Origin of the sequence: Larkinella soli (assembly GCF_003703975.1) — a bacterium.
Taxonomy (GTDB): domain Bacteria; phylum Bacteroidota; class Bacteroidia; order Cytophagales; family Spirosomataceae; genus Larkinella; species Larkinella soli.
The window spans coordinates 38684-56672 of sequence record NZ_QTJY01000015.1 but is presented as its reverse complement, the minus strand read 5'-3'; the positions used below and the strand labels follow the sequence as shown (position 1 = coordinate 56672).

The 17989-nt window shown below is 59.6% G+C and carries 17 protein-coding genes; 12 read left to right on the top strand and 5 right to left on the bottom strand.

Annotated features, from left to right (window positions below):
- Positions 1-70: 70 nt before the first annotated feature.
- Positions 71-1321, bottom strand: coding sequence for an MFS transporter (locus tag DX909_RS22710; protein ID WP_128547523.1), 1251 nt, complete (start codon positions 1319-1321; stop codon positions 71-73).
- A 113-nt stretch (positions 1322-1434) separates the two neighbouring features.
- Between DX909_RS22710 and DX909_RS22705 the strand changes: the two genes are divergently transcribed.
- The gene (locus DX909_RS22705) at positions 1435-2079 is read left to right on the top strand and encodes a phosphoribosylanthranilate isomerase (protein WP_128547522.1); all 645 of its coding nucleotides are present in this window, start codon (positions 1435-1437) and stop codon (positions 2077-2079) included.
- Between the two features lie 59 nt (positions 2080-2138).
- On the opposite strand, the gene DX909_RS22700 is transcribed toward DX909_RS22705, so the two are convergent.
- The gene (locus tag DX909_RS22700) at positions 2139-2576 is read right to left on the bottom strand and encodes an Hsp20/alpha crystallin family protein (RefSeq protein WP_128547521.1); all 438 of its coding nucleotides are present in this window, start codon (positions 2574-2576) and stop codon (positions 2139-2141) included.
- A gap of 304 nt (positions 2577-2880) precedes the next feature.
- Here DX909_RS22700 and DX909_RS22695 point away from each other — a divergent pair, with 304 nt between their 5' ends.
- The gene (locus DX909_RS22695) at positions 2881-4215 is read left to right on the top strand and encodes a tetratricopeptide repeat protein (RefSeq protein ID WP_128547520.1); all 1335 of its coding nucleotides are present in this window, start codon (positions 2881-2883) and stop codon (positions 4213-4215) included.
- A 221-nt stretch (positions 4216-4436) separates the two neighbouring features.
- Here the strand turns inward: DX909_RS22695 and DX909_RS22690 are convergent, their stop codons facing one another.
- Positions 4437-5207: an AMP nucleosidase gene (locus DX909_RS22690; protein ID WP_128547519.1), complete on the bottom strand. Its 771-nt coding sequence runs from the start codon at positions 5205-5207 to the stop codon at positions 4437-4439.
- Between the two features lie 154 nt (positions 5208-5361).
- Here DX909_RS22690 and DX909_RS22685 point away from each other — a divergent pair, with 154 nt between their 5' ends.
- Positions 5362-5811 carry a type I restriction enzyme HsdR N-terminal domain-containing protein gene (locus tag DX909_RS22685; RefSeq protein ID WP_128547518.1) on the top strand — a complete coding sequence of 150 codons (450 nt, stop codon included), beginning with the start codon at positions 5362-5364 and terminating at the stop codon, positions 5809-5811.
- Positions 5812-5817: 6 nt separating this feature from the next.
- Here the strand turns inward: DX909_RS22685 and DX909_RS22680 are convergent, their stop codons facing one another.
- Positions 5818-6810 carry a 2-hydroxyacid dehydrogenase gene (locus tag DX909_RS22680; RefSeq protein ID WP_128547517.1) on the bottom strand — a complete coding sequence of 331 codons (993 nt, stop codon included), beginning with the start codon at positions 6808-6810 and terminating at the stop codon, positions 5818-5820.
- 19 nt (positions 6811-6829) lie between these two features.
- Complete coding sequence (gene hemN, locus DX909_RS22675) at positions 6830-8197, bottom strand: oxygen-independent coproporphyrinogen III oxidase (RefSeq protein WP_128547516.1); 1368 nt, start codon at positions 8195-8197, stop codon at positions 6830-6832.
- A 124-nt stretch (positions 8198-8321) separates the two neighbouring features.
- Between hemN and DX909_RS22670 the strand changes: the two genes are divergently transcribed.
- From DX909_RS22670 to DX909_RS22635, 9 genes are all read left to right on the top strand, one after another.
- Positions 8322-10736: a heavy metal translocating P-type ATPase gene (locus DX909_RS22670; RefSeq protein ID WP_128547515.1), complete on the top strand. Its 2415-nt coding sequence runs from the start codon at positions 8322-8324 to the stop codon at positions 10734-10736.
- Positions 10737-10812: 76 nt separating this feature from the next.
- On the top strand, positions 10813-11712 hold the full coding sequence (locus DX909_RS22665) for an SAM hydrolase/SAM-dependent halogenase family protein (RefSeq protein WP_128547514.1): 900 nt from the start codon (positions 10813-10815) through the stop codon (positions 11710-11712).
- 193 nt (positions 11713-11905) lie between these two features.
- Positions 11906-12112 carry a cbb3-type cytochrome oxidase assembly protein CcoS gene (ccoS, locus tag DX909_RS22660; protein WP_128547513.1) on the top strand — a complete coding sequence of 69 codons (207 nt, stop codon included), beginning with the start codon at positions 11906-11908 and terminating at the stop codon, positions 12110-12112.
- A 13-nt stretch (positions 12113-12125) separates the two neighbouring features.
- Positions 12126-14303, top strand: a complete 2178-nt coding sequence (gene ccoN, locus DX909_RS22655; RefSeq protein ID WP_128547512.1) for a cytochrome-c oxidase, cbb3-type subunit I — start codon at positions 12126-12128, stop codon at positions 14301-14303.
- A 51-nt stretch (positions 14304-14354) separates the two neighbouring features.
- Positions 14355-14522 (top strand): hypothetical protein, encoded by a 168-nt coding sequence (locus DX909_RS29625; protein ID WP_164851374.1) that lies wholly within the window; start codon positions 14355-14357, stop codon positions 14520-14522.
- Positions 14523-14536: 14 nt separating this feature from the next.
- Positions 14537-15379, top strand: coding sequence for a cbb3-type cytochrome c oxidase N-terminal domain-containing protein (locus DX909_RS22650; RefSeq protein ID WP_128547511.1), 843 nt, complete (start codon positions 14537-14539; stop codon positions 15377-15379).
- Between the two features lie 4 nt (positions 15380-15383).
- Positions 15384-16790 carry a cytochrome c oxidase accessory protein CcoG gene (gene ccoG, locus DX909_RS22645; RefSeq protein ID WP_128547510.1) on the top strand — a complete coding sequence of 469 codons (1407 nt, stop codon included), beginning with the start codon at positions 15384-15386 and terminating at the stop codon, positions 16788-16790.
- Between the two features lie 2 nt (positions 16791-16792).
- Positions 16793-17245 carry a FixH family protein gene (locus DX909_RS22640; RefSeq protein WP_229311155.1) on the top strand — a complete coding sequence of 151 codons (453 nt, stop codon included), beginning with the start codon at positions 16793-16795 and terminating at the stop codon, positions 17243-17245.
- 4 nt (positions 17246-17249) lie between these two features.
- A complete protein-coding gene (locus tag DX909_RS22635; RefSeq protein ID WP_128547509.1) occupies positions 17250-17939 on the top strand; it encodes a sulfite exporter TauE/SafE family protein in 690 nt (229 codons plus the stop codon).
- Positions 17940-17989 lie beyond the last annotated feature (50 nt).

Here is a 17989-nt window from a genome sequence, read left to right as displayed (position 1 = left end):
TTCTTTGTTCCGGCGCTGAAATAACGACACGCCCGGCATTCCTGCAAACCACTGGCTGGATTGGCTCCGATCAGCTTAACCGGACGGCGAACAGTTCCCTGGACCGGGAATAAACGTAGGCCACCACCAGAATCGTCACGACGCCACCGGCCATCACCGAGGGAGCGGCCCCGAACAGCCGTGCGGCCACTCCGGATTCGAAAGCCCCGATCTCATTCGAGGAAGAAACGAAAATTCCGTTCACGGCGGCCACCCGGCCCCGCATGTGGTCGGGCGGGAAAACCTGAAGAATGGTGTTGCGGATCACCACGCTGATACTGTCGAACGCGCCCGTCAGGAACAGCGCCACCACCGAAAGCCAGAAGTGGGTCGATGCGGCAAATACCAGCGTGAAAATCCCGAAACCCAGGGCCGCGATCAGCATGTTTCGCCAGGCGTGGCGGGTAGGCGGATAGCGGGCCAGCAGCAGCATCGTTCCGATGGCCCCGACCGAAGGCGCGGCCCGCAGGATACCCAGCCCCTCGGCGCCGACCCTCAGAATGTCTTCGGCGAAAACCGGCAGAATGGCCACCACCCCGCCGAACAGCACCGAAAACAGGTCGAGGGAGATGGAATACAGAATAATCTTGGTCCGGAACACGAACCGGATGCCTTCCTTCAGGCTCGTCCAGATACCGTCCTGATGGCCTTCCATCTTCACGGCGGGCCGTTTCCGAAGCCGGGAGAGCAGCCCCAGACAGACGACCAGCAGCCCGATCACCACCAGCAGGGTATTGTCGAAGCCCAGCCAGACGTACAGAAAACCGGCGATGCCCGGCCCGGCGATGGCTCCGGCCTGCCAGGCAGAACTGCTCCAGGTGGAGGAATTGGTGTACAGCTCGCGCGGAACGAGAAACGGCTTCAGCGACGAACTGGTCGGGGAGTAGAAGGCTTTGGCCGTTCCGATCAGCATCAGCACCCCGTAAATTACCGCCAGCTGAGCGGTTCGGGACAGGTGCTCGACCACGGCGGGCTGGAAAACCAGATAAAGGATAATGGAACCCAGAATAATAACCGTCAGGCTGATCTGGAGAATGCCGCGCTTCTCCCGCCGGTCAGCCAGGTGACCGCCGAAGAGCGACAGACCGATAAAGGGCAGCGCTTCGGCCAGACCCACGAAGCCCAGCGCCAGCGGATCATGCGTCATTTTATAAAGCTCGTACCCCAGAATCACTTCCTGAATCAGCAGCGTAGCCGTGAACAGAAAGCTGTTGGCGATAAAAAATCGGAATTCCGGGTAGCGAAGGGAAGCGTAGGTATCCGTCGGACTGGCTGCAATCATACGTCAAAAGTAAACTTTGAAAAGGGAATCTGCCGATTAATTGAGTAACAGTGATTTCTTTGCAGGCAGTTTCACCGCAGCAATCAATTTATTTAATCGATAGGTATTAAGTTATGCGTATTAAAGTCTGCTGCATCAGCAGCGTGGAAGAGGCCCGCACGGCCGTTGGGGCCGGGGCGTCGGCGCTGGGCCTCGTCGGGCGGATGCCGAGCGGGCCGGGCGTCATCGGCGACGAACTGATCCGGACCATCGCCTGGTCGGTTCCTCCGCCGGTCGCGACCTTCCTGCTGACCAGCGAACCGACCGCCGAAGCCGTCATCGAGCACCACCGCCGGGTGCATACCAATACGCTACAGTTGGTCGATGCGATGCCGGAGGGCAGTTACCGCGTGCTGCGGGCCGCCCTGCCGGGTATAAAACTCGTTCAGGTCATTCATGTTCTCGACGAGGTCAGTCTGGACGAAGCGCTGGCGGCTGCCGAACAGGTAGACGCCCTGCTGCTGGACTCGGGCAATCCCAAACTGGCCGTGAAGGAACTGGGCGGGACCGGCCGCCGGCACGACTGGAGCATCAGCCGGAGGATCGTCGAGCAGAGCCGGGTGCCGGTTTTTCTGGCCGGCGGGCTACGGCCGGAGAACGTGCGGGAAGCGATCGACACCGTTCAGCCCTACGGCCTCGACATCTGCAGCGGGGTCAGGACCGACGGAAAGCTCGATCCCGAGAAGCTGGAGCGGTTTTTCAGACAGGCACTAAACTAAAAAGACCCGGCCACGGCCGGGTCTTTCCTTCTATACGCTGACCTTTCGTCACACGCCGGTTATGCTACTGCAATCTGTTTCGGTTCAACGGCCTTCGGCTCGGCCTTGGGCAGTTCGATTTTCAGAATACCGTCGGTGTAGGCGGCCTGAATCTGTTCGTTGTTTACGTTTTTCGGTAACCGGAAGCTGCGCTGGAAAGAGCTGTAGCTGAATTCTTTCCGGGTAAAGTTTTCCGCTTTCTCTTCGTTGCTCTGCTCCTGACGGGAAGCGATGGTCAGGTAGTTGTTTTCCAGGTTGACGGTAAAGTCTTCCTTCTTCAGGCCCGGAACGGCTACTTCAATGTGATACGCCTTGTCGTCTTCCTTCACGTTGACGGCAGGAACGACGGTATTGGTTTTAGCCGAAACGGCCGGAGCGCTGAAATATCGGTTGAATTCACGAGCCACCATCCGGTCGAAGAGCGACGGCAGGCGATTGTATCGAACTAAGGTTGTCATGGTTTCTTTTCGTTATTGATTGACTTCGATACTTCTTACTCAAATGGTGTACCAGCCCCGAAATCCTGGAAAAACCGGCCATCCTGTCAGTTAACTTGACATTTCCGGCTTTTTCGTAAGACATTTTGTCTGAATACAATCTACGTCATCAAATCACTGGTCTGGGCCGCCTGTTATCCTTCATGCGCTTTCCCTTAATTATCAGTCCGATACAAAAATTTTATGATCATTACCTGTTGACGCATCGACGGGCATCTTCTATTTTTAGGCCCTCGAATAAAAATTCCTACCGTACGGGTTGTCTATGAAAAAACTTTACCTCCTTCCGGCGTTCCTGCTTTCTCTCTTTTTCAGCTATGCGCACGCCCAGCAAACCGCTTCCGATTTTTTCGAATCGGGCCTCACCAAAAGTAAGTCGGGCGATTTCACCGGCGCCCTCCAGGCCTTCAGTCTGGCCATCGGTATCAATCCGGAGAATGCGGCCAGTTATTACAACCGGGGCCTTGCCAAGGCCAATCTGAAAGACCACCGGGGTGCCATCCTCGATTACGACCGCGCCATCGAGCTAAATCCCAAAGACGCCATGGCCTACCTGGGCCGGGGCGTCAGCAAAAGCAAGCAGGACGACCACCGTTCGGCGCAGATGGATTTCAGCCGGGCCATCGAACTGGCCCCCGACGATCCGCAGGCGTATTATAACCGGGGCGTCAGCCGCAGCCGTCTCGAACAATACCGCGGTTCGTTGCAGGACTTTTCCAAAGCCATCGAACTGGACCCCAACAACATCCAGACTCTGTCGGCCCGGGGCGTCATCCGTCAGAAACTGGAGGATTACGCCGGCAGCCTGACCGACTTCTCGAAAGTCATCGACCTGAATCCCAAACGGGCGCAGGCCTACGCCGGCCGGGGCGAATCGCAGGTTCGTCTGGGCAATTACCAGAAGGCCGTCGAAGACCTCAACAAAGCCATCGAACTGGCTCCCGAAGACGGCGAATCGTTCTATTTCCGGGGTTTTGCAAAAAGTAAACTGGAGGATTATAAAGGGGCTTTCGCCGACTACGACCGGGCCATCGCCCTCAACGGGGCCAACTTCCGGGCCTACTACGGCCGGGGCTTCTGCCGGGGTAAACTGGGCGACCAGCGCGGAGCCATTCAGGACTTCGACGCGGCCATCGAAACCAACAATGCCGACGTCGATGCCAAAATCGTATATAATGGAAAAATCTCCCGGCCGGTCCTCGACGGGCTGCGGAATGCGGTCCAGCAGAAAAATCGGATCGACCTGCTGTCGGCCGACCGTTCGGAAGCCTACTTCGGCCGGGCCGTCAGCAAGGGCAAGGTGAACGAGATCAAAGGCGCCATCGCCGACCTCAGCAAAGCCATCGAACTAAACCCGACCTACGCCGAAGCTTATTTCACCCGGGGGCTGATCCGCTCGCAGCAGGGCGAACAGAAAGGCGCCCTCCTCGACTGCAACAGCGCCATCCGGCTGAATCCGAAATACCCGGAGGTGTACTACGTCCGCGGCATCATCCGCCACAGCCTCGGCGACGAGAATGGGGGCTGCCTCGACCTGAGCAAATCCGGCGAACTGGGCTATACCCCGGCGTATAAGGTGATCAGTGATTATTGTAATTGAGTTGAGGAGTTTGGGGGTTGAGGGGTTGGGTGCTATGGACCACCCCCCGGCCCCCTCCTTAGCAAGGAGGGGGAGTGCGCTGCCCGACTCAAACCCTGCGGAGCCACCCCTCCTGTTTTAGGAGGGGGCTGGGGGGTGGTCCGGCGGAAAAAAGAGGCCGACAGCAACGCCCGGAACCGAGAACTCCCGACCCCTAAACTCCCTAACCCCAAACCCCCAAACTATTCAAACCGCAGGTGTTTTACCGACTCGCCGGAGTAGGCCAGTTCCAGCAGGGCGTCGATGCCGATCTGGAGGTGTTTTTCGACGAAAAGGCCGGTTACCTTCCGGTCGCTTTCCTCGGTCTTGACCCCTTCGGGAACCATCGGGTTGTCGGAAACCAGCAGGAGGGCGCCGTGCGGGATGGAGTTGGCAAATCCGACGATGAAAATGGTGGCGGTTTCCATGTCGATGGCCAGTGCCCGGATTTCGCGGAGGTATTCCTTGAAGGCTTTGTCGTGCTCCCAGATGCGCCGGTTCGTGGTATAGACGGTGCCGGTCCAGTAGTCGAGTTCGTGCTTTTTGATCATGGACGAAACCGACCGCTGGAGCCGGAAGGAGGGCAGGGCCGGGATTTCCGGGCGCATATAGTCGTCGCTGGTTCCGTCGCCCCGGATGGCCGCGATCGGCAGAATAAGGTCGCCGATCTGCGTTTTCTTCAGCCCCCCGCATTTGCCCAGGAACAGCACCGCCTTCGGATGAATGGCCGTCAGCAGGTCCATGACCGTGGCCGCCATGGCACTGCCCATGCCAAAGTTGATGATCGTGATGTTTTCGGCCGTCGCCGTCTGCATGGCCCGCCCAAGACCGTGAATCTCGGTATTGAACTTCCGGGCGAACAGCTCAACGTAGTTGATGAAATTGGTCAGCAAAATATATTCTCCGAACTGCTCGATGGGTGTCCCGGTGTAACGGGGCAGCCAGTTCTCGACGATTTCCTCCTTGGTTTTCATACAATTACAGAATGAATGAATAACTGAATGATTGAGTGGGCTTCGCGGTTTTAACCGAATTGAATAAATTTGTCTATGGCCCCCCGGCGGAGCCTTATTCAATCGCTACGGCGAACCGTCATTCAATTATTCAACAACTCAATCATTCAACCATTTGACCTCCCTTAATCTGCCGGTTTTTGATTATAAAATCAAACAGGTCGAAGGAAAACCCTACATTTTCGACGTGCTGCGGAAGAAGTATGTCCGCATGACGCCGGAGGAGTGGGTCCGCCAGCACGTGGTGCATCTGCTGATCAACCAGTATGAATACCCGAAAGCCCTGATCCGGGGGGAAGGAGGAATGACGCTGAATCAGCTTCAGAAACGCACCGACCTGCTGGTTTACGACCGGTCGGGCAAACCGTATCTGCTCGTCGAATGCAAGGCGCCGACCGTGGCCCTGACGCAGCAGGTGTTCGACCAGGTCGCCCGCTACAACCACGTTCATCAGGCGCCCTATCTGGTCGTTACCAACGGCCTGGTCCACTTCTGCTGCTGCGTCGATCATGCCGAAGGCACCGTCCGTTTTTTGCAGGATCTGCCCCGGTTTCAGGATGAGTAGGCGGTTTTACACCACGACACACTCCGCCGGGATGGCGGAATGCTCTCGTTCAAAGGCCGTGATGCTGTTGAGGGTGGTGCGGGTAATCTGTTCGAGGGCTTCGTGGGTAAAAAATCCCTGGTGGGAGGTAATTAGCACGTTCGGGAAGGTCATCAGCCGGGCCAGCAGGTCGTCTTCGAGGGCCTGCCCGGAGAGGTCGTGGAAGAACACATTCTCCTCCAGTTCATACACGTCCAGCGCCAGCGCGCCCAGATGCCCGGTTTTTAGCGCCCGGATGACGGCTTTCGTATCGACCAGCGCCCCGCGGCTGGTGTTGAGCAGCATGACGCCCGGTTTGGTCTGCGCCAGCGCTTCGGCGTCGATGAGGTGATGGGTTTCCGGCGTCAGGGGGCAATGGAGGGAAATGACGTCCGACGACCGCAGCAGGGTCGGCAGGTCGGTGTAGCCGACGCCGGCTGTTTTCAGGTCTTCATTTTCGTACTGGTCGAAGGCGATGACCCGGCAGCCGAAGCCGAGCATAATCTGCGCAAATACCGCCCCAATCTTCCCGGTGCCGATCACCCCGATCGTTTTGCCGTAGAGGTCGAAACCCAGCAGTCCCTCCAGCGAAAAGTTATTTTCCCGGATACGGTTATAGGCCCGGTGAATCTTGCGGTTCAGAGTCAGCAGGAGCGCCACGGCGTGTTCGGCCACCGCGTGCGGAGAATAAGCCGGCACCCGCACTACTCTCATATTCAGTTCAGTAGCCGCGGCCAGATCGACGTTGTTAAAACCCGCACACCGCAGGGCTACCAGCCGCACGCCCAACCCGGCCAGCGCTTCGAGCGTGGGGCGGTCGAGATGGTCGTTGACGAAGACGCAGACGGCTTCCGAACCGGCGGCCAGCGGCACCGTCTGTGGGTTTAGCGGGTTTTCGATATAGGTGATCTGGTGGGCGGTATTCATCCGCTCGAAGAACTGCCGGTCGTAATTCCGGCAGCTGAAAAGAGCCACTTTCATGCGTCGTGGAGAGAGGTGGTTACAAGGTCGTGGAAAATAACCGCTGCGCCGACCGGCTGCGGATCATGCGCTGGTCGAACGCCATGCAGACGTTCCGCAGAAAAGGCCGTCCGGCGGGCCGCACCCGTAACCCGGTTTCGCTGAAGTCGATCAGGCCGTCCCGGCGCAGCTCTTCCAGGCTTTCCTGAAGCCCGGACCATTCTTCACCGGTCCAGTCGTTCCCGTTCCAGCGGGTTTCGAAGCGGCACATGATATTCAGGATTTGTTTTCGTAAAAACAAGTCTTCGGCATCGAGGGCGTGGCCTTTCACTAAAGGAAGCATCCCGGCATCGACCCTTTCCAGATACCGGTCGATGTCCTTTTCGTTCTGGGCGAAAGCCGTCCAGATGTCGCCGATCGACGACACGCCGAGCCCCAGAAGCACCTGCGTCCGGGTGGTTGTATACCCCATGAAATTCCGGTGCAGCGTACCTTGCCCGGCGGCTTTACTCAGGGCGTCGGCGGGCAGGGCGAAGTGGTCCATACCGATTTCGGAATAGCCGCCCGCTTCGAACAGCGCCCGGCCGGTTTCGTAAAGAAGCCGTTTGGCCTCCCCGGCGGGCAGATCCTCATCGCGGAAACCGCGCTGGCCGGTGCCTTTCAGCCAGGGCACGTGGGCGTAGGAATAGAAGGCGATGCGGTCGGGCCGGAGCCGGAGCGTCTGACGGACAGTCTGTTCGACGCTTTCCGGCCGCTGAAACGGCAGGCCGTACACCAGATCGTGGCTGATGGAGGTGTAGCAGATCTCCCGCGCCCATTCGGTTACCTTCCGGACGTTTTCAAACGGCTGGATGCGGTGGATGGCTTTCTGGACGGCCGGGTCATAATCCTGTACGCCGAAGCTGACGCGCCGGAAACCGAAGTCGTAAAGCGTCTGCAAGTGTTCCCGGGTGGTATTGTTGGGATGCCCCTCCCAGCCGTATTCGGTTTCGTCGGCCGGGTCGGCCAGCCTGAAAATACCTTCCAGCAGGCGCCGGAGTTCGGCGGGGCTGAAGAAACTGGGCGTGCCCCCGCCGAGGTGCAGCTCCGCGATCCGGGGCCGCCCCGGCAACAGGTCGGTATACAGTTTCCATTCCTTCAGCACCGCATCGATGTAGGGCCGTTCGACGGTGTGGTTTCGGGTAATTCGCTTGTTGCAGCCGCAGAACGTGCAGAGGCTTTCGCAGTACGGCAGGTGGATGTACAGGCTGATGCCCTGCCGCCGGTTGCTTTCGATGAAGGCGGTTTGCAGCCGCCCGATCCAGACGGCTTCGCTGAAGGTGCCGGCTTCCCAGAACGGTACGGTCGGATAGGAGGTGTAGCGGGGTCCGGGAACGTTGTATTTTCGGCTGAGTTCGGCGCTGTTCATCGTCTTTTTTTACAAATCTCTCCCAACCCCGGCAGACCGCACCTAACCATTCTCACCCCTCCTGCTGATTGTTGTCATGCATTTCCGGCCGGCAAAACGCGAGTTTTATGAAAATTTTGAGAATATGAATACGGCAACGGTTACGAAACTTACCTGCTATCACTGCGGCAGCGATTGCCCGCCACACCCGATCCTCCTCAATGACAAGGCGTTCTGCTGCGACGGATGCAAGACCGTCTACGAAGTGCTGAACGACAGCCGGCTTTGCCGGTATTACGAAATAACGCCCAACCCGGGCCAGACGCCCCGGTTGGCCCGGCTGGAATTTCTGGACCATCCCGACATCATCAGCCAACTGACCGGGTTTTCGGACGATACGCAGACCCACGTTACTTTTTATGTGCCGGCCATCCATTGCAGTTCCTGCCTGTACCTGCTCGAACACCTGTACCGGATCGCCCCGTCCATCCTCCAGTCGCGGGTCGATTTCCTGAAGAAGAACGTCCATATCCGCTTCCGGCAGACAGACATCTCCCTGCGCCAGGTGGCCGAACTGATGACTTCGCTGGGCTATGAACCGCTCATCAGCCTGAACGACGTGGTGGAGGAGCAGAACCGGCCGACCTACAAACCGCTGCTGTATAAGCTGGCGGTGGCGGGTTTCTGCGCGGGCAACATCATGCTGTTCAGTTTTCCGGAATACCTCGGGCTCGACGACCCTTCGTTCCGGCGGCTTTTCCTGTATCTCAACCTCATGCTGGCGACACCGGTCGTGTTTTATTCCGGCTGGGGGTATTTCGAATCGGTCTGGGCGGCCCTGCGCCGGAAGATGATCAACATCGACCTGCCTATTCTGCTCGGCATCCTGACGGCCTATTTCCGGGGGATGTATGAAGTGGTTACAGACACCGGCGCCGGCTACTTCGACTCGGTCACGGGCCTGATTTTCTTTCTGCTGATCGGCAAATGGTTTCAGCAGCGTACCTACGATTTTCTTTCCTTCGAGCGGGATTACAAGTCCTATTTTCCGCTGGCGGCTACGCTGATCGGGGGAAAAACCGAAACTCCCGTTCCGATTGCCTCACTCAAAAAAGGCGACCGCATCCGCATCCGCAACCAGGAACTCATCCCGGCCGACGGGATTCTGTATAAAGGCCAGGGGCTGATCGACTACAGCTTCGTAACGGGCGAATCGGAGCCGGAAAGCCGCAAACCGGGGGCGCTGCTCTATGCGGGCGGCAAGCAGGTCGGCGAAGCCATCGAACTGGAGGTGGTCCGGTCGGTATCGCACAGCTACCTCTCCCAGCTCTGGAACAACGACGCCTTCCGGAAGGACGAGGGCGGGCGCAAGTGGTCGGACCGCATCCGGACATTCGCCGATGTCGTCGGGAAGTACTTCACCCTCAGCGTGCTGGCGCTGGCTCTTGTCGCCGGCACCTACTGGTACGTGACCGAGCCGTCGAAGGCCGTCAACGTCTTCACGGCCATTCTGATCGTCGCCTGCCCCTGCGTACTGTCGCTTTCCTACCCGTTTGCGCTGGGCAACGGGATGCGGCTGCTCAGCCGGTTGAAACTGTATCTGAAAAATGCCGACGTGATCGAGAAGATGGCGGCCTGCGACACGATCGTGTTCGACAAAACCGGGACGCTGACGTCCAGCGCGACCGCCCAGCCTGTCGAGACGTTTGCCGTACCGCTCAACGAGATGGAACTCTCGCTCGTGGCCTCGCTGGTGCGGCACTCGGCCCACCCGCTGAGCCGGAAAGTGGCCGGCTACCTGTACGACGCGATGATTCTGCCGGTCGACAACTTTACCGAAGTGCCGGGGCAGGGCATCAAAGGGCTGGTGTACGACCAGTTCGTCAAGATCGGTTCGCGGGAATTCGTGCATCCCTCCCCGGGGAAAACACTCGATACGGAGGGGTCGGCGGTCCATGTGAGTATCGACCACGTCTACCGGGGCTGTTTCCGCTTCCCGAACCAGTACCGGGCCGGCATTACCGGGGTGCTGAGCAGCCTGAAGAAAAGCCATTCCCTGTACCTGCTGTCAGGTGACAACGAAGCCGCCCGGGCCGACCTGAAGCGTTGGTTCCCGAACGACGGGCAGATGGTGTTCGAGTGTCACCCGCAGGAAAAGCTGGATTTCGTCCGGTCGCTCCAGGCCAACGGCCGGCGGGTGCTGATGGTGGGCGACGGCCTGAACGACGCCGGGGCGCTCAGACAGGCCGACGCAGGCATCGCCGTTACCGACGACACCATTCAGTTTACGCCCGCCAGTGACGGTATTCTGGAAGCCGGGAGCCTGAGCCGCCTGCCGGATATGCTCCGCTACAGCCGGTTCGGGATGAAGCTGATCCGATTTAGTTTCTGTATTTCTCTGATTTACAACTTCGTCGGTGTCTCCTACGCCATCACCGGCAACCTCTCGCCCATCGTGGCCGCCATCCTGATGCCGCTCAGCTCGACCACGATGGTACTGATCGCCACGCTCGGGATGCGCTGGAAAGGCCGGAAACTGTTTCCGGAAAACCGGGATTGACGGAGAATCGGGGAAATGCGTATTTTTGGCAGTCGGAAAATGTTCTCCGACTGCCTGCTTTTTCCCGCCGACTGCCATGAAACGAAACCGCCTGCTGTCCAGCCTGATCGGCTGGGTCCTCGCCGTCAACCTCTGCCTCGCGCAGAACAAAGCCGTCGTCTTTCAGTCGGACTTCGGTCTGAAAGACGGGGCCGTCTCGGCCATGAAGGGGGTGGCTTTCGGCGTCTCCCCGGACCTCCGGCTGTTCGACCTCACCCACGAAATTCCGGCCTATAACATCTGGGAGGCCGCCTACCGGCTTCAGCAGACGGCCCCCTACTGGCCGGCAGGCACGGTGTTCGTTTCGGTGGTCGATCCGGGCGTCGGTTCGGCACGGAAGTCGGTGGTACTGAAGACCCGGAGCGGTCACTACTTCGTTACGCCCGACAACGGAACGCTCACGCTCGTCGCCCCGCTGCTGGGCATCGAAAGCGTCCGGGAGATCGACGAGGCCGTCAACCGCCGGAGGGATTCGGGCAAATCCTACACCTTTCACGGCCGGGACGTGTATGCCTATACGGCGGCCCGGCTGGCGGCCGGCACCATCACGTTCGAACAGGTGGGGCCGGAGCTGGCGAAGGAGGTCGTCCGGATTCCGCACCAGCCGCCGGTTTTCGAAAAAGGGCTCATCAAAGGCTCCATTCCGGTCCTCGACATCCAGTACGGCAACATCTGGACCAACATCGGCGAAGACACCTTCCGGAAGCTTTCCATCAAACACGGCGACGTGCTGAACGTCCGCATCCGGAAGGGTGCCCAGACGGTATTCGACGGAAAAATGCCCTTCGTCTCCACCTTCGCTTCCGTGCCGGAAGGCAGCAACCTCGCCTACCTCAACAGCCTGCTGAACCTCTCCTTCGCCGTCAACATGGGCAATTTCTCGGAACACCATAAGGTTTACAGCGGCCCGGAATGGGTCGTGGAAGTGAGCCGGTGAACCACCCCCCAACCCCCTCCTTAGCAAGGAGGGGGTGGCTTCGCAGAGTTTAAAAAAAGGCAGAGTACTCCCCTCCTTATCAAGGAGGGGCTGGGGGTGGTCTGACCCAAATCACCCCCGCTCCTGATTTCCCTCATATTTCCCCCCTTCCCGATTCTGCAATTTTGGTATCGCAAAAGATACCATTACAACGATGCAGGTAATCTTCTTCATGATCGGGATTAGTCTGGTGCTGGCGCTGGGTTTTCTCAGCGCGTTTTTCTGGGCCATGCGACACGGCCAGAACGACGACCTCTATACCCCGTCGATCCGGATGCTGCTCGACGACACCGACCCGGCCGAGCCGCCCCCGGATTCGCCGACGCCCAAACCCCGAAACGCCCAAACTTTCATCCCGTAATCAATCAGAGTATATGAACGTAACTTCTCAACCAACCACCGCCGAAAGGCCCGGGCGCCGGAATCCGGTCGAGGGAGCGCCGGTCATCGAGCGATTCGCCTACGACAACGCGATCGTTCGGAACTTCGCCGTCGCCACCATCATCTGGGGGGTCGTCGGGATGCTCGTCGGGGTACTGATCGCTTCGCAGCTGTTCTCGCCCTCGATGAACCTCGGCAACCAGTACACGACCTTCGGACGCATCCGGCCGCTGCACACCAACGCGGTAATTTTCGCCTTCGTCGGCAACGCCATCTTCATGGGCGTCTATTATTCCCTGCAGCGGCTCTGCAAAGCCCGGATGTTCTCCGACCTGCTGAGCAAAATCCACTTCTGGGGCTGGCAGGCCATCATCGTGGCAGCCGCCCTGACGCTGCCGCTCGGGTATACGACCTCGAAAGAATACGCCGAACTGGAATGGCCCATCGACATCGCCATCACGCTGATCTGGGTCGTGTTCGGGATCAATATGTTCGGCACGATCATCAAACGCCGGGAGCGCCACCTGTATGTGGCCATCTGGTTCTACATCGCCACGTTCATCACGGTGGCCGTGCTGCACCTGGTCAACTCGATGGAAATGCCGGTCAGCGCCCTGAAAAGCTATTCGCTCTATGCCGGGGTACAGGATGCCCTCGTGCAGTGGTGGTACGGTCATAACGCCGTGGCCTTCTTCCTGACGACGCCGTTCCTGGGGCTGATGTATTACTTTCTGCCCAAAATGGCCAACCGGCCCATCTACTCCTACCGGCTTTCGATCCTGCACTTCTGGGCGCTCATTTTCATCTATATCTGGGCCGGACCGCATCACCTGCTCTACAGCTCGCTGCCCGACTGGGCGCAGTCGCTGGGGGTCGTATTCTCCGTGATGCTGATCGCGCCGTCCTGGGGCGGGATGCTCAACGGTCTGCTGACGCTGCGGGGCGCCTGGGATAAGGTTCGGGAAGATGCCATTCTGAAATTCATGGTCGTGGGCGTCACCGCCTACGGGATGGCCACCTTCGAAGGCCCGCTGCTGTCACTGAAAAACGTCAACGCCATCGCCCACTTTACCGACTGGGTCGTGTCGCACGTTCACGTCGGGGCGCTGGGCTGGAACGGCTTCCTGACCTTCGCCGTCCTGTACTGGCTGATCCCGCGCCTGTACCGCACCCCGCTGTATTCCAAAAAGCTGCTGAACGCCCACTTCTGGATCGGCACCCTCGGCATTCTGTTCTACGCGGTTCCGATGTACATCTCCGGTTTCATTCAGGGCATGATGTGGAAGGAGTTTACGCCGGAAGGGGTCCTGAAATACCCGAGCTTCCTCGAAACCACCATCCAGATTCTGCCCCTGCACATGATGCGGGCCTTCGGCGGGCTGTTCTACCTGACCGGGGCAATCCTGATGGCCTACAACCTGTTCAAAACGATGGCCGCCGGCTCGCTGGTCGCCGACGAGCCGGCCGAGGCCCCGGCCCTGGAAAAAGCCTACGTGCCGACCGGCCAGGATACCTACTGGCACCGCTGGTTCGAGCGCAGGCCGTTCCCGCTGCTGGTCGGTTCGCTGGTGATGATCCTGATCGGCTCCCTGATCGAACTGATCCCAACCTTCATGGTCGAGTCCAACGTGCCGACGATCGCTTCCGTTCAGCCGTACACCGCTCTCGAAGTGGAGGGCCGCGACCTCTACATCCGCGAGGGCTGCGTCGGCTGCCACAGCCAGCTTGTCCGGCCGTTCCGGAGCGAAACCGAGCGCTACGGCGAATACTCGAAGGCCGGTGAATTCGTCTACGACCACCCGTTCCTGTGGGGATCGAAGCGGACCGGGCCGGACCTGCACCGCGAAGGCGGCAAGTACCCCGACTCCTGGCACTACCACCACATGCGCGACCCCTCGTCCATGTCGCCCGGTTCGATCATGCCCGCCTACCCCTGGCTGCTGGATCAGAAACTGGACGTTTCGACCACCGGGGCCAAGCTGAAGGCGCTGAAAGCCGTCGGGGTGCCGTATGACAACATCGACATCGACAATGCCGAAGCCGAAGCCCAGAACCAGGCGAAGGATATCAGCGCCCGGCTGGAAAAAGAAGGCGTTAAGGTAGCCTCCGACCGCGAGATCATTGCGCTCATCGCCTACCTCCAGCGGCTGGGTACCGACATCCGAAAATAAGCATCCGGGAGGGCCGGACGTCCGGCCCTCTCCCAAAACCATCCGACCGACATGTTCAAGCAATTCATCGATAAAATCCCGGGAGCCGACGTCTACATGGTGACTTCCTTCCTGACGTTCATGGTCTTCTTTGTGCTGGTGGGTATCTACCTGCTGGTGGTCGATAAAAACTACCTGCAACACAGCCGCCAGCTGCCGCTGGACGATTCTCATTCCTAACCGTAACGATCCTCATGAATCTGTCAACGACCTTATTTACGAATCTGCCCGGTTTTGCCGCACCGGGCGCGGAAAGTCCGCTGATTCAGATCAAAACCACCGAAGATTTAGTGCTGGCGGTCATTCTGGGGCTGCTCGCCATGGCGGCCGGCCTGCTGCTGGTGGTCACCCTGGGCCTCTACTTTTCGGTTCGCGAGTGGATCAAACCCGCCGGGGAGGCCAAACCGGCCGTAGAGCCGCTGACGCTCTGGCAGCGGTTTGCAGGTCTTGTCCCCCTGAAACGCGAGAACGAGCTGATGATGGAACACAGCTACGACGGCATTCAGGAACTCGACAACCCGACGCCCCCCTGGTTCATGCTGCTCTTTTACGGTACGATTGCCATCGGCCTGGTCTATCTGGTCGTCTACCACGTCATCGGGGACGGCGACGTGATGGTGCAGGAATACACGCAGGAAGTGGCCATTGCCGAACGGCAGCGGGAAATCTACCTGAAGAAGGTAGCCGGCTCGATCAACGAAAACACCGTTACGGTGGTGAAAGACGCACCGGCCATCGAATCCGGCAAGGCGCTGTTCAATCAATACTGCACGGCCTGCCACGGCGAGAGCGCCGAAGGGAAAGTCGGCCCGAACCTGACCGACGAGTACTGGCTCCACGGCGGTAACATCAAGGCCGTGTTTCACACGATTGCCGAAGGCGTTCCCGAAAAAGGAATGGTTCCCTGGAAAAAACAGCTGAATCCCCTTCAGATTCAGCAAGTGGCCAGCTACATCCTGAACCTAAAAGGCACCAACCCGCCGAACGCCAAAGAACCGCAGGGCGAAAAAAACGGGGAAGCGGTAGCCGCCCGCTGAAACCATGGAAACCTCCGTTCAGAACCCCTCCGAAAACGACCGCTTCCGCGATCACCTGTCTTTCGAGAACGACCACGGCGGACGGCGCTGGCTGTACCCCCGGGTCGAGAACGGCCCGCTGCTTCGCCGGCGGACGGTGGTCGCCGTGGTGTTGCTGGCGGCCCTTTTCGGGGGGCCGTTCCTGAGCGTCGACGGACATCCGCTGTTCCTGTTCAATGTGATCGAACGACGGTTCATCTTCTTCGGCGTTCCGTTCTGGCCGCAGGACTTTCACCTGGTCGCCATCGGGCTGATCACGTTCATCCTGTTCATCTCGCTTTTTACGGTGGTCTACGGCCGTGTCTGGTGCGGGTGGGCCTGTCCGCAGACGATTTTCATGGAGATGGTGTTCCGGAAAATCGAAATCTGGATCGAAGGTGATCATAACGCCCGCAAGCGGCTCGATGCCGCCCCCTGGACCAATTCGAAGATCACGAAGAAGGTCAGCAAACACTTCCTCTTTCTGCTGATCTCGTTCCTCATCAGCAATACGTTCCTGGCCTACCTCATCGGGAAGGACGAACTGTTCGCCATCATGACCGACGACGTGCGCAACCACCTCGGCGGCTTTGCTTCCATTGTGGTATTTACCGGGGTCTTTTACCTGGTGTTCGCCCGGCTTCGGGAAATCGTCTGCATCACCATCTGCCCGTACGGACGGCTACAGGGGGTTCTGCTCGACAAAAGCTCGGTGGTCGTGGCCTACGACCACGTCCGGGGGGAGCCGCGCGGGAAGATCCGCAAAGGTGAGACCCTGAAAACCGGCGACTGCATCGACTGCGCCCTCTGCGTGCAGGTTTGCCCAACCGGGATCGACATTCGGAACGGCACGCAGCTCGAATGCATCAACTGCACGGCCTGCATCGACGCCTGCGACAACGTGATGGCAAAGGTCAACCGCCCGAAGGGCCTGATCCGGTTTGATTCGCTCGAAGGCATCGAGAAAAAAGTGCCGCTGCGATTTACCGGCCGGATGAAAGCCTACACGGCCGTCCTGCTGGCACTCGTTGGTCTGCTGACCTACCTGCTGGTGAGCCGTTCGGATCTGGAAACCACGGTTTTGCGGGCGCCGGGGCAGCTGTTCCAGCGCGAAGCCGGGAGCTATGTCTCGAATCTGTATACCATTGAATTCGTCAATAAAACGACCCGCAGCCTGCCGGTATCGTTCCGTGTTTCGTATCCGGGCGCCCGCATCCGGCTGGTTCAGCCCGTCGGGCAGGCCGCACCCGATGCCCTGACCAAAGGCGTCTTTTTCATCCTGATTCCGGAGAAGAACCTCCGGGACAGCAACACCAAACTGGAGGTGGAAGTGGTATCGAACGGCAAAGTGATCGACCGGATCCAGACCAGCTTCCTCGGACCAACCCATTGATTATGAATACGACACACACTCCCAACCGCCGGATGAACTGGGGCGGTGCCATCACGCTGACGTTCGTTCTCTTTGCCTCGTTCATCGGCGGCATGGTCTACTGGATGTGCCGCCAGCGGGTCGATCTGGTCCGCGACGACTACTACCAGACCGAGATGGCTTATCAGCACCAGATCGACCGGGCCGCGCGAACGGCGATGCTGAACACGGCCGGCCTGTTCGCCTACGAACCCGGACGGAAGCAGATTCTGGTCTCTCTGCCCGGCCCGGTCAGCCGGGGGGAAATCACCCTCTACCGGCCTTCCGACCGGCGGCAGGACGTCCGCATCCCGGTGCGGGACGCCCGGCAGATCGTTTCCACCGCCCGGCTTGCCGGAGGCTACTGGAAAATTCAGGTGGTCTGGTCCGACGGGCAGGTCGATTATTTCAGCGAAGAAGAACTGTTTATCCGATAAGACCATGTGGCACCTGACGGCCCTCTTCACCGGTCTGGCCGGGAGCCTGCACTGCGTCGGCATGTGCGGGCCGCTGGCGATGGCCCTGCCGGTCGGGCGGCTGCCCCGGTATCAGCGGGTGCCCGCCCTGCTGCTGTATCACGGCGGGCGCATCGGCGCCTACGCCCTGCTGGGGCTGATGATGGGGCTGACGGGACAGGCGCTGCTGCTGACGGGTTTGCAGCGGCCGGTATCGATCGGGGCCGGGGTGCTGCTCCTGATCTGGACCATCACCAGCCGGACGTATCCGCAGGCCCTGCGCAACTCGGCCCTCGGCCGGCGGCTGACGGCCCCGATCGCCCGGAGTCTGGCCCACCCGACTCCGGGCAATTTCCTGGCGGTCGGCTTTTTCAACGGCCTGCTTCCCTGCGGTTTCGTCTATGTGGCGATGACCGGGGCGCTGGCCCATTCGACGGCCTTGGACGGGGCGCTGTACATGGCCCTGTTCGGGATGGGAACGCTTCCCGCGCTGCTCGGGGTGCGGCTGATTCCGTCGGCTTTCCCGCTGAAGGTGCGGCAGCGGTTTCAGGCCGCCCTGCCGGTGATGACGATTGTGCTGGCGCTCCTGCTCATCGGGCGGGGGCTGATCGGATATTCGGCCGGCCACCGGCACGATACGGAACGGCCGGAAGTCCCGATATGCCACGGCGTCTGACCGACCGGGTGTTACCGGACATAAAAACGAAAAACGCCGGCTTGCGCCGG

Coding starts and splice junctions, on each gene's coding strand:
- DX909_RS22665 (WP_128547514.1), top strand. CDS start 10,813: ATGAAACGAAACCGCCTGCTGTCCAGCCTGATCGGCTGGGTCCTCGCC.
- DX909_RS22635 (WP_128547509.1), top strand. CDS start 17,250: ATGTGGCACCTGACGGCCCTCTTCACCGGTCTGGCCGGGAGCCTGCAC.
- ccoN (WP_128547512.1), top strand. CDS start 12,126: ATGAACGTAACTTCTCAACCAACCACCGCCGAAAGGCCCGGGCGCCGG.
- DX909_RS22700 (WP_128547521.1), bottom strand. CDS start 2,576: ATGACAACCTTAGTTCGATACAATCGCCTGCCGTCGCTCTTCGACCGG.
- DX909_RS22690 (WP_128547519.1), bottom strand. CDS start 5,207: ATGAAAACCAAGGAGGAAATCGTCGAGAACTGGCTGCCCCGTTACACC.
- ccoG (WP_128547510.1), top strand. CDS start 15,384: ATGGAAACCTCCGTTCAGAACCCCTCCGAAAACGACCGCTTCCGCGAT.
- DX909_RS22705 (WP_128547522.1), top strand. CDS start 1,435: ATGCGTATTAAAGTCTGCTGCATCAGCAGCGTGGAAGAGGCCCGCACG.
- DX909_RS22680 (WP_128547517.1), bottom strand. CDS start 6,810: ATGAAAGTGGCTCTTTTCAGCTGCCGGAATTACGACCGGCAGTTCTTC.
- DX909_RS22640 (WP_229311155.1), top strand. CDS start 16,793: ATGAATACGACACACACTCCCAACCGCCGGATGAACTGGGGCGGTGCC.
- hemN (WP_128547516.1), bottom strand. CDS start 8,197: ATGAACAGCGCCGAACTCAGCCGAAAATACAACGTTCCCGGACCCCGC.
- DX909_RS29625 (WP_164851374.1), top strand. CDS start 14,355: ATGTTCAAGCAATTCATCGATAAAATCCCGGGAGCCGACGTCTACATG.
- DX909_RS22650 (WP_128547511.1), top strand. CDS start 14,537: ATGAATCTGTCAACGACCTTATTTACGAATCTGCCCGGTTTTGCCGCA.
- DX909_RS22670 (WP_128547515.1), top strand. CDS start 8,322: ATGAATACGGCAACGGTTACGAAACTTACCTGCTATCACTGCGGCAGC.
- ccoS (WP_128547513.1), top strand. CDS start 11,906: ATGCAGGTAATCTTCTTCATGATCGGGATTAGTCTGGTGCTGGCGCTG.
- DX909_RS22710 (WP_128547523.1), bottom strand. CDS start 1,321: ATGATTGCAGCCAGTCCGACGGATACCTACGCTTCCCTTCGCTACCCG.
- DX909_RS22695 (WP_128547520.1), top strand. CDS start 2,881: ATGAAAAAACTTTACCTCCTTCCGGCGTTCCTGCTTTCTCTCTTTTTC.